Origin of the sequence: Methanogenium marinum (assembly GCF_028912405.1) — an archaeon.
GTDB lineage: Archaea > Halobacteriota > Methanomicrobia > Methanomicrobiales > Methanomicrobiaceae > Methanogenium > Methanogenium marinum.
Window position 1 is genome coordinate 1,507,463 of record NZ_JAKELO010000002.1, and the last position, 10,664, is coordinate 1,518,126.

Consider the following 10,664-nt stretch of genomic DNA (forward strand, 5'->3'; position numbering starts at 1 on the left):
TGTCATGTATTTGCGGCCATAGCAGCGGGGCAACACCCGGACCCATACCGAACCCGGAAGTTAAGCCCGTTCACGTAGTATGCTGTACTGAGTTGCGCGAGCGCTCGGGAACCATACTTCGCTGCAAATGCTCTGAAAAGCAAATTAAAATCTGTTCTGTAACTGTATTATACAAAAGAGCGTGAGCTCTTGTGTTGATTCTGACTCGTTCCTGCACATTCTTGGTAGTGAAATGTATAGCATTCTGTTCTGTATATACTATACAAAAGAGCGTGAGTGTTTGAAATGATATTTCGCTATGAATGGTTGTGATGAATGAATTTTTTTGTTTTGTATCTGTGATATACTTCGTAGCGATAGCTACAGTGGATGATTGTTCTCTACTCAGTTTAGAATGGTAAATGTGTGTCTTGTAAGTATATGCAGAAGGGTTGGTTCATGCAGGAATGACTTCTCATTTTCATGAACTGCATTGAGTAAATCACTCCTATACCATGGCATACAGCTTCATCTGGTTAATACAGGTAGCATGAATGAGTAAGGATGTATTTCTTCCCAATCCCTGATAAAAATGGGGTGTTGGTATTATGCCCGTCAGATTGGTAAAAAATTTCTCTCCTTCGGGAGATTATGTTGTATTACCATCCAGAAAACAGGATAATTCTCCACTCTTTATTCAGGTATGACACAGTATCCCATTCAGCATGCTTTTTTACCAAATCTGTGGTATCTGTTGGAGATTTGTAGAATGTGTATTCACCGGTTCCTGCAGTATTTGCAGAAATATCCTTTCCCAATGCCTGAAGGCTCCGATAGTTTGTAAAAGGAATGTCATTAAAGAGATTCTTTCCTATCTGGGCTGCATCCTGATCATAGAGAATAAATCCATCCGGCTGCATGATTGTTACTGTTATGCCCTTCTCTTCTTCAACTGGATTAACAATTTTTCCAACAAATATTGAAGGTTCGGCCATTACAAGGACACTACCTTTGTATTCTCCATCTTCTGAATAAACAGGCCAGGCTATTTCTATTCCCGTAAATCCTTCTTCTGCGGTGAATGCATCTGAGAGAAATGGTTCACGTTTCTTGATAATAGTCTTCCCCGGTTCACTTCCGCCAATGTTAATTCCGACTGAATTGGAATATGTATCTGGTGCAACGGCGGTAATTGTGCCATTTTGGTCAATAGTAGCATACGAGAGAGCATATTCGGATCCAGAAAGCAGATCATTCAGAACTGGTTGTACCTCCGGTGTAGACATTAAATCGGCTGAAGAGAGTGCCTGGGCGGCATTCTCTGCAGAATCTCCAATAGAGGTAAGAACAGTTTCGATATTTGAGTTCATATATTCGAGGTCACTCATACTCGTGTTCTCTTCTTTACCTTGTTCAGTTGGAAAAAAGTATGGTGCTGCAAGAAGAATGCATGCTATCGCAGCAATGAGAAGTAGTATCGATATAGGCAGGATTTCATGCCGGTTCATAGTATATACTTATTTTTCAACGGTAATTATTGGTGTTGCATATTCATCCCATTGGCAATTGATGATAACATCAGGATAGGATCCTCTGGTATCTCTCCCCATGTGACAAATTTCACAGAGATTCACCTATCTCATGTAACCTATTTCTCTCAAGACAAACGTAGATATCAGTTGTGAACAAGAAGAGTGCAGTGTGGATGATTTGTATACTGCATTCAAACCTTGTGTTTTGGTATCTTTCTGCAACACAGGTGTCCTGTTTGTTATTCACAATTAAACTGGCAGGAAGTACATGACTGTAGTCGTGGGTAGTTGACAGGTGGCATTAATGAAACTGATATCATTTTTGGGAGGGCGAGAGGACGGGACTACGTTGTATACCTGCGGTGGTTCATCCTGTAAAACCCTGTTTGTGCAGGAGGCAATCTGCCGCCTGTTTGGAACAGTAGACCATGCTGTCCTTTTTGCGACTGAAGATGCCCGTGAGGTTGCATGGAATCAGGTTTCAGCTGCCCTTTCCGGCTGCGGGATTAATTCGGAATTGATTGTTATCCCTAACGGGGAGACCGAAAATGAACTGTGGGAAATATTTCGAGTGCTCGAAAACTGCATTGATGAAGAAGATGAGATCGCTTTTGATATCACCCACGGGTTTCGCTCTCTTCTTCTGGTTGGGTTTCTTTCAGCAGCCTTTCTGCGAACAACAGGAAAAGCAAAGATTTCCCATGTCTTTTATGGCCAGCACCGGGACAATGGGCAACCATCTCCCCTTCTGGACCTGACGCCCTTTCTTTCTATTCTGGACTGGACTACTGGGGTGCACGCTTTTTTACGGTCCATGGATGCATCTGGCATAAACCGTCTTGCAAATCAGACGGTAAAAGAAGCCTATCTCTCCGGGCGACCGGATGTCCCGGAAAAACTCTCCCGTTTTGCCCAGACTTTGGAGGGGTTTGCGGTTGCCACAAGGATGGCACGCCCGGTTGATGCCCTGAACTTTGCATCCGGCATTTCGCGAGACATTGATGAGGTAGCACATGAGATGGAGGTTTTCACCCCGCCCCTTGTGGAGGTCCTCGATGAAATTCGCATGGTGGGCGACCTTGGGATCCGCAGGCCGGAAGAGGAAGAGGGACTGACGTGGGGTCATGTCGAAAAAGAACTTGCTCTTATCGGGTTTATGGTTGAACACGGACTCCTGCTCCAGGGGGTGACTTTTTCCCGGGAGTGGATGGTAAATGTCATGCTCCTGACACATTATGGAGACGGGTATCGCGGCTGGCTGAATTCCGATACCCGGTATGAGATGTCACAGACCTTTGGGGCTGCGATCCTGAACCTGAAAGGTTCACCATACAATCCGACGGTATTCACTGACTGGTACACACTGCTCCCCTGTGAGGAGCAAGCAACACATCTCTGGGCAGAACTTTCAACCATAAGAAATGACTTTGCCCACTGTGGCATGCGGGAGTATTCCCCGCGAACGACACGGCTGAGGCAGAAGGCAGAGGAATTGTGTGGACATCTGTGTGTGTTTTTTGACCTGGTGCGGGGGTGACCATTGAATTGGGTTCGAATTGTGAAATTCTGCTGTTTATTGATAATTCTGGCCGTTTTTGAGGTTTAAATGCATCTTGTGTTTTCGGATAAGATGGAAAAATACTGTGCTATGATATTCATTTCCCGAATCTATCAAAATGTATTGAATTGATAGAGTATTTTGATGTGGATCGGACCGGATCACAATTGAATTTCGTGTGTGAAAAGGAAACAAATACCAGAGTAATCATGAGGGTGATGAACATCTGGCCACACTTCATATCAACGATTATAATCCGCACAATTGATGTGATTTTCTTTGGTTTTAGCGTGTTTATTCACAGAAGGTGTGGACAGTGTCAGCACAGTCAGAGTCCCTGATTTTTGTGAGGGAATCCGGATAATCTGTGGAGTCCGGGATATGAGTTATTCTGTTAATCTTCCTGACATCCATCCTGCAATTATTTCCATTATGGAGTTGTGTATCCGCTTTGCGCAAGTTTACAGTTCTCCTGTTTTAACGGGAAATTGCCCCTTCCTCCTCGTAGACTGGGTGGGAGATCCTGCATAATATTATGTGGAATCATACAGTCACATTGTTGATATGGTGAAGGATCTGGTCCAGCATGAATACTACATTTGTAAAATCATCGAGAATGGATGGTCACGAAACGTGTTTGTGAACAGATAAAGAGTGGAGTTATCGAACGTTATGGGCAGGCAGCAATCAGTTTTATCCTCAATTCTGGTAGCAGAGCATTTCGAACTTGCACAAATAAGATAAAAAACCTTATATATTTTATATATTTTAATTGAAGCTCCAAATATTTGACAAATACTCCAATAATATAATAAAATATTATTGACAGAGACAAATTAGAATAATCGGGAAATTGACAGCACATTCATTTATAAAATGCAAATTCTTTCCATTTCCCTGTCTCAATATATATATAGTGTCGTCACTTAGGGACACCGTAGAGGTGGGGATAGTATGGATGTTAGGGAGGACGTCAGAAGAGAGTTGTCATACAGGAAAGAAAATATGTATATGTCGGGTCGTGACGTCCTGCAGGAGGCTACCAAAACAATGACGAAGAATGAATGGGAAAGGATTGAGGCAGAACTGAAACGGGCCATTCGCTGAATGTTTTTGTGGTGAGGAAATGAAAATGGCTGGCTGGGAGTCATTTTAGAGGCGCTGATGGTATGATACTTTTTTTTCAGAAAAAAGTGACATAGGGTTTTTTGGTAAAGGGAGTTTATAGAAATTATCCTCCCTTTTTTCTGGATTGTATTAGATACTCCGTGCCGGCATGCCTGTGTGAATCTGTGTTTCTCTCTTATCCCAGCACTGCAAGTGCCTCTTCTCCGGTCATTCCCACCCGGACACCTTTCTCTTCTGCGGGGGCATTTGCCTCTTTAATGTTTCCCCGCAGGAGGTATTCTGCGGTTGCAATCGATGTCTGCCCTTCTGGCGGGCGGATACGGGCCGCTGCATAACCGAAACTGGCAAGAGCTGCCACATCAATTGCACCACAACCAACGAGGCCATGTTCGTTTGCGGCAAAGACAATATTGACCGGGCCTGCGGGGATTATGGAGCAGACAAATTCTTTCACTCCAATGTTGATCTTCTCGTCTGTCATGGAAGACATTATGCCTCCACTCCGGTAAAAATATGATGGCCGGTTTCTTTTTTCTCAGGTGGTTTTGGTACACATACATCGGACAAAATATATCCCACCCAGGGGCCACTCTGTATTATTTCGGATTATTTTGTCGGTCCACCGCACAGGTGAGCCGGATATCAGTGTAGGTGAACCGCTCGCCAAGAACTGTTTTCAGTCGCCGGAGATCGTGTGTCCCTTCCTGTGCCACTGCCTCTCGGATGGCTGCCTGCCGGTGGGGAGAGATGAGGTCATCTATCTCCACGTTCTCACCGTTCTCTATGGCTTCTGCAAGATGGGCGCCACAGATATCAGGGGTTAGGGAACGCTTCTCTGCAATTTCTGCCATCGTGCATCCGGCACGATAGAGGCGCAGGGTCTCTGCCGCTGAATTGTCTCCCTCTTTTTCTGTTGGTATCAGCGCTGCCATAAATTCTGGGCCAAACCGGTTCAATTTGGTCGCACCTACCCCTCTGATGGCGAGAAATGCAGCATCAGTTAACGGCCGCGAATTTACCATTTCCCGGAGTGTTACATCAGAGAAGATCATGTATGGGGCAATTCCCTCACGGTCTGCAATCTCCCGTCTGAGTGTCTTTAGCCTGATGAAGAGTGGGTCCGTTGGTTTTTCCTGTCTGATGTTGGGCGTCTTCTTCATTCGGGTTAAAAATACGCCTTCCACCGTTTCACCGGCGGCTAAAAGCTCTCTACCTGTCTCTCCAACGGTGAGCACCGGATAGACGCCGCTCTCACGTTCGAGATAGCCGAGGCGGATAAGTTCTCGGATAAATGAGCGCCATTCATCCTTTGAATATGCCTTCCCTGCACCGTAACCGGGGGTTTCTTTCTGACCCATCTCACGTATCTTCTTTGTATTCGCCCCGCGGAGCAGATCGATAAGGTGGCTACTGCCGCAGGGAACGGTAAGATCCCGCACACAGGTGATAGCCATCTGTGCAACCGCTGTGCCATCGAAGCGTTCCCGTGGAGAACGACAGATATCACAGGTGCCACACCCTCCCACCGGGGTTTCTTCCCCGAAATATTGCAGGATCATTGCCTGCCGGCAACGGTGTTCCTCACAATAGGTGGCCATCTCCTCAAGTTTTGTATACTCTGCCCGCTGCCGGGCAACAGATGACTCCTGCTGGATAAAAAATGCATGTCGGTGTAGGTCTCCTGCAGAATAGAAGAGAATGCAGTCTGCCGGGTCCCCGTCCCGTCCAGCCCTTCCTGTCTCCTGATAGTAATGTTCCGGCGAGCGGGGTAAGTCATGGTGGATAACAAATCGCACATCCGGCTTGTCAATGCCCATCCCGAAGGCGACCGTTGCGACGATGACCTGCACGCGGTCACGGACAAATGCCTCCTGTGCCTCCTCCCGTGCCTTCCGGGTGAGGCCGGCGTGATAAGGCAGGGCACGGATGCCGGTGCGGCGGAGTGTGTTAGATAGTTCTTCTACTCCTTTGCGGCTGAGGCAGTAGATAATCCCCGCCTGCCCCTGGTGATTCCGGAGATAGGAGAGAATTGCCCCTTTCGTATCCTTCTTCGGTCTGACCTCATAGCGGAGGTTTTTGCGATAGAAACTACCCGTTACCCGATGGGGGTGGCGGAGGTGGAGTTGTGCGATGATATCGTTCTGTACGGCAGGGGTCGCGGTGGCCGTCAGTGCCACCACCGGTGCATGTGAAAACTCACGGATGAGACGGGAGATTTCGCGGTATTCCGGCCGGAATTCATGTCCCCACTGTGAAATGCAGTGCGCCTCGTCAACAGCTATGAGGGTTACGTGTGCCTTCTTCAAAAGAGAGAAGAACTCTGTCTTCACCGCCCGTTCGGGTGAGACATAAAGTATTCGAAGATCCCCGTGGTAAATTGCTTCCTCTGTCTCCCGGCGTTCGCGGTAATCCTGTAGTGAGGTGATGCATGCGGCAGGTACTCCACATTCCCGGAGAGTATCCACCTGATCCTTCATCAGGGCAATCAGCGGTGATATGACGACTGTCATCCCGCCGGAGATCAGTGCTGGTATCTGGTAACAGAGGGATTTTCCACCGCCGGTGGCAATCACCCCCAACACATCCTCCCCGTCTGTAAGAGCACGGATGATCTCTTCCTGATACGGGTACAGAGATTCATATCCGAAGTACTGCCTCAGAACGGTGGTGACATCAGAAATCGGCATGGAATATATTCCGAATAAGTTTAGCAGAAGAGCGGGTTATGGGTTGTGATGCAGGTCAGGTGCCTGAGAGATAATCAGGATGAGGGACTCCTCATCCTGATGAAGGGATGTGCAGTATATATGTGTGATTGGGACTCAGGACTCAGGGCCTTAACAGCCGCTGTTGCCCTGGCTGTGGCCAGCACAGGCCCCTGCGGGATCCATCTCTCCGAGTTTGCCGTCGTTCAGTGCCTGAACATTATCTCCGACGGTGCCGGGTATGGCGCAGAATACTTTGATTCCTGCACCATTGAGGCTCATAATGGCCCCCCTGCCGATTCCGCCGACAAGAACTGCCTCTACTGAATGTTCTGCCAGTTCCTCTGCTGGTGCGCAGCCCCCACTACCATGGGTTGAACTTGTGGGTGGTATCTGTGAGCATTCTTTCGTCTCCGTGTCGACCAGAAGAAATGCCGATGCAGATCCAAAATGGCCGTATGGGATGCTCTCAAGTCCATTATTTTCGTTGATTGGTATGCAGAGTTTCATAACTGTTACACTGTCTCCTGTAATACAATAAAGATATATTTACTCATGTGCGCATAATTGTGGTGGTTCCGGCAGATGGTATTTTAATGTAGGACGGGATGGCGGTTGTGACTCTGATATGTTACGTATCCTGCAATGAATGCCATGAACCCCACCGCGATAAGTATTGCTGCCGCCCATGCCACGAAACCGGCGATATCTGAAGATGTGAGGATAAGAATGGCTGCTGTTCCGACCGGTATATTCAGGGCAAGGCTAGCCACAAGGCCGGGATTGTAGGAGCGGTCCTGCATCCATGCGATGATATGTGACAGTCCGTTTAATACTGTAAAACAGGGTATCCAGAGTCCCCAGATTGGATCTACAACCATTGCAGCTAAAGCCGAGGCGGGGAAGAGCGCCCAGACGATACCAACATTGATCCAGTATGCCTCTCGTGCGGAGAGGACCAGTGTATTTGGGTCTGACCCGTTTTTTTTGGTAAACCTGTGCGTGAGCATCGTCATAAATCCTCCTGGCCAGAGATACTCTTCGCACTGGTGCACAAAATAGACCGGCAGGCATATCCATATCCAGAAGAGTGGTGTTTCCGTTGGGTAGACGAAGAGTAGCAGGAAAAAAGTGGTATATATGGCAAGGAACGGTGTCCCATACTGCCAGTGGGTATGCAGCCATGATGTGGCTGCAGAGAACCTACACCGGCAGGGGCATTTATCCTCCATATATGGGTGTTCTTTTACTGACTCAAATGGTTTTTTATCCTGGTTTTGGTAGTGCGGCAGGATGCTGGTTATGCATACCCGCTGACCTCATAGTCAATCGCAGAAGACATCTCAGCACATTCTTCTCCATGCAGCAGTACATCTTCTGTCCTCTGTTTGAGAATCGTTGGGTATACGGCACCTGAAAAACTCTGTACTGGTTTTCCGGCGCAGAAGAATCCAAAGGTCGGTGTCGCCATCACCCCGTATCGTTCACCTATCCATTGATTCTCTGCAAGGTTTAGCCTTACAAAGAGCATCTTTCCTGAATATTCCTTTGCATAATCACGGAAATATGGCTCCATGGTTTTGCAGTGTGGACAGGTCGGGCTGTAAAACATCACGGCAACCGGGATCGTGCTCTTTTCCACTGTTTTCTCCCAGTCAGTTCCAACTAATTCCTGCACAGTTGTTTCCGGCATATTATCTCCCTCTTCTCTCTATCCGGAATATAGTGTGCATCCACAAAAAGATTGCCGTGACCATACCTTCGGTTATTCCCTGCCGTTCTGGATCATGAGATCTTTGATACTGACATCCGGGTGATGATATCGTCCACGTGACGTTGTCTTCTTTCCTGACTGAATGGCGCTTCGGGGACAGTAATTTATGCAGGCAAAGCATGATTCACATGCATTTCCCCATTCAGGTAGGTTCACGCCTTTTACTGTGATATTGTAGGTCGGGCAGACCAGTTCGCATGTTCCGCAGTTATTGCATTTTTTATCTGCACTGAACCGACTTCCTTGCGCCTGTAGTTGGCCCTTTAGAAGAGGATAAAGGGCACTATTGAATGTATTCATCACAAAGGGCCCCTTCTCAAATCCCTTGGCTCCCCGTGATATTTTCCCTGCAATCCTCTCGAGATCAGACCGTGCGGCTGCAATCACGGCAATCTCCTGTGCTTCGGGGAGCACGTCTCCCAGGAGCATGTAATTTGTGGGTGTTTTTACACTATATGCCGCATCCATCTGATATGATCGCTTTTTGAGGGTGCTTTTAATCCGTTTCCATGCTCCGTCACCACAGCCCCCCATCGTCACAAGAGCAAATATCTCGTCTGCGGCATCCAGGTTTATTGTTTTGGCAAATTCTGAGACAAGAAGAGGTGGCCCTCCGATGTACACCGGGAATATAAATCCAATTCTTCCTTCTGGTGCGGTAATAGCCCCCCCATCATGTATCAGTCGTGCCATGGGTGCCAGCTCAGCATCTGGGATATGTCGGGCGAGTTCCCGTGCTGCCCAAAGGGAATTCCCGGTGCCGGTAAAGTAATATAATGTTGTCTTCATGCCCCTCCCTCCTGAAGAAGAATACTCCTTCTTTGGTGATAATAATGTTGGAAAACAGATGAATTTGTAATCAGAATAATGGAATTATGTTAACCATCAGAGACTGTAACCACACACACAGTGATATTATCATCAGATAGGGGAATTGCTGCAGTGAGTAGTGCGGTTGCTGCCGCATGAGCCTTTTTGCCCTGCACTTCATGGACGATACGTTCCGGGGTCAGGGCATCGTGCATGCCGTCTGTCGATAGAATCACACAATCACCTGGAAAAATAGGTGTCTCTGTGACATCGGCTGCAAAGAGAGAGCCAATGGATCGGGTGATGATATGTTTCTGTGGGTGGCCAAATGCATCATCAGGATGGGTGGTGCCTGCGTCAATCAGTTCCTGCACGAGGGAATGATCCCGTGTCACTCTGATGAGACCACCGTTCCGTACCACAGTACATCGTGAGTCTCCGGTATTGCAGACGGTGAGGCAACCGTTGTAGAGGAGTGCCGTTGTGAGAGTGGTGCCCATGCCTGTTTGCGGGCCGGTGGCTTCTGCTTTCACAGCCGCATCCGCATGGACATGTGCTGCCAGGAGAATTGCAGGGTAATCAGGATAATTGCCTGTGGCAAAGGCCTGGGTGACTACATCTTCTGCTGCTTTTACTGCACAGGATGAGGCGACATCACCTGCTGGCTGGCCGCCAATTCCATCTGCAACCGCGCAAAACAGCGTTTTGCCATGCCAGTGTACCGCCCAGGCATCTTCGTTTTTGGGCCGTTTTCCTGCTACTGATATTGTATTGTATGCAAACCGGGTACTCATTCACTCCTCCTCTCTTTGCATTCTCGCTATGGTATCATTTACACGAGAGATGAGATAAGGGCGGTGCTCATGAATGAAACTATTTTCTGGCCGAAGAATATTAGCAGTAGGTAGAGAAGACAAGCGCCGCATTCTCTGTTCCTGGTTATTCCGGAAACACCAAATTGAGTTTTCGCATGAATTTCGGGTCAGAGAATACTGCATCACACTCTTTTGAAAGCTGGCACCGCAGGACGTCATACTCATCCTCAGTATAATGGTGGACGGAGTGATATATTCGGTCAGTAAAAAGATCTGGATTTGTCAGCATAGAGCCTCTGGGATTATGTGAGGGTGGAAATATTATATACTTTTTGTGTGGAATGCAAAAGAATAAATAGTTTA

Annotated in this window: 11 protein-coding genes and 1 rRNA gene; 3 read left to right on the forward strand and 9 right to left on the reverse strand. The window is 47.6% G+C overall.

Annotation, left to right across the window (positions count from 1 at the left end):
• The first annotated feature begins 8 nt into the window (after positions 1–8).
• Positions 9–130 (forward strand): 5S ribosomal RNA (rrf, locus tag L0665_RS07565).
• A 508-nt stretch (positions 131–638) separates the two neighbouring features.
• On the opposite strand, the gene L0665_RS07570 is transcribed toward rrf, so the two are convergent.
• Positions 639–1,487 carry a cache domain-containing protein gene (locus L0665_RS07570; protein WP_274925082.1) on the reverse strand — a complete coding sequence of 283 codons (849 nt, stop codon included), beginning with the start codon at positions 1,485–1,487 and terminating at the stop codon, positions 639–641.
• A 328-nt stretch (positions 1,488–1,815) separates the two neighbouring features.
• Between L0665_RS07570 and csx2 the strand changes: the two genes are divergently transcribed.
• Together csx2 and L0665_RS07580 are read left to right on the forward strand one after the other, a co-directional pair.
• Entirely contained in the window at positions 1,816–3,048 is a 1,233-nt protein-coding gene (gene csx2, locus L0665_RS07575) for a TIGR02221 family CRISPR-associated protein (protein WP_274925083.1), read from the forward strand.
• Between the two features lie 975 nt (positions 3,049–4,023).
• On the forward strand, positions 4,024–4,176 hold the full coding sequence (locus L0665_RS07580) for a hypothetical protein (protein ID WP_274925084.1): 153 nt from the start codon (positions 4,024–4,026) through the stop codon (positions 4,174–4,176).
• A gap of 196 nt (positions 4,177–4,372) precedes the next feature.
• Here L0665_RS07580 and L0665_RS07585 read toward each other — a convergent pair whose 3' ends face one another.
• The 8 genes from L0665_RS07585 to L0665_RS07620 all read right to left on the reverse strand — a co-directional run bounded on the left by L0665_RS07585 (position 4,373) and on the right by L0665_RS07620 (position 10,590).
• The gene (locus L0665_RS07585) at positions 4,373–4,687 is read right to left on the reverse strand and encodes a YunC family protein (RefSeq protein WP_274925085.1); all 315 of its coding nucleotides are present in this window, start codon (positions 4,685–4,687) and stop codon (positions 4,373–4,375) included.
• Positions 4,688–4,793: 106 nt separating this feature from the next.
• Complete coding sequence (recQ, locus tag L0665_RS07590) at positions 4,794–6,884, reverse strand: DNA helicase RecQ (protein WP_274925086.1); 2,091 nt, start codon at positions 6,882–6,884, stop codon at positions 4,794–4,796.
• Positions 6,885–7,034: 150 nt separating this feature from the next.
• Positions 7,035–7,412 (reverse strand): NifB/NifX family molybdenum-iron cluster-binding protein, encoded by a 378-nt coding sequence (locus tag L0665_RS07595; protein WP_274925087.1) that lies wholly within the window; start codon positions 7,410–7,412, stop codon positions 7,035–7,037.
• A gap of 83 nt (positions 7,413–7,495) precedes the next feature.
• Positions 7,496–8,134 (reverse strand): HXXEE domain-containing protein, encoded by a 639-nt coding sequence (locus L0665_RS07600; RefSeq protein ID WP_274925088.1) that lies wholly within the window; start codon positions 8,132–8,134, stop codon positions 7,496–7,498.
• 68 nt (positions 8,135–8,202) lie between these two features.
• Positions 8,203–8,595: a thioredoxin family protein gene (locus L0665_RS07605; protein ID WP_274925089.1), complete on the reverse strand. Its 393-nt coding sequence runs from the start codon at positions 8,593–8,595 to the stop codon at positions 8,203–8,205.
• A gap of 72 nt (positions 8,596–8,667) precedes the next feature.
• Positions 8,668–9,465: an EFR1 family ferrodoxin gene (locus L0665_RS07610; RefSeq protein WP_274925090.1), complete on the reverse strand. Its 798-nt coding sequence runs from the start codon at positions 9,463–9,465 to the stop codon at positions 8,668–8,670.
• A gap of 89 nt (positions 9,466–9,554) precedes the next feature.
• Entirely contained in the window at positions 9,555–10,280 is a 726-nt protein-coding gene (locus tag L0665_RS07615; protein ID WP_274925091.1) for a PP2C family protein-serine/threonine phosphatase, read from the reverse strand.
• Between the two features lie 145 nt (positions 10,281–10,425).
• Positions 10,426–10,590, reverse strand: a complete 165-nt coding sequence (locus L0665_RS07620) for a hypothetical protein (RefSeq protein WP_274925092.1) — start codon at positions 10,588–10,590, stop codon at positions 10,426–10,428.
• Positions 10,591–10,664: the final 74 nt, after the last annotated feature.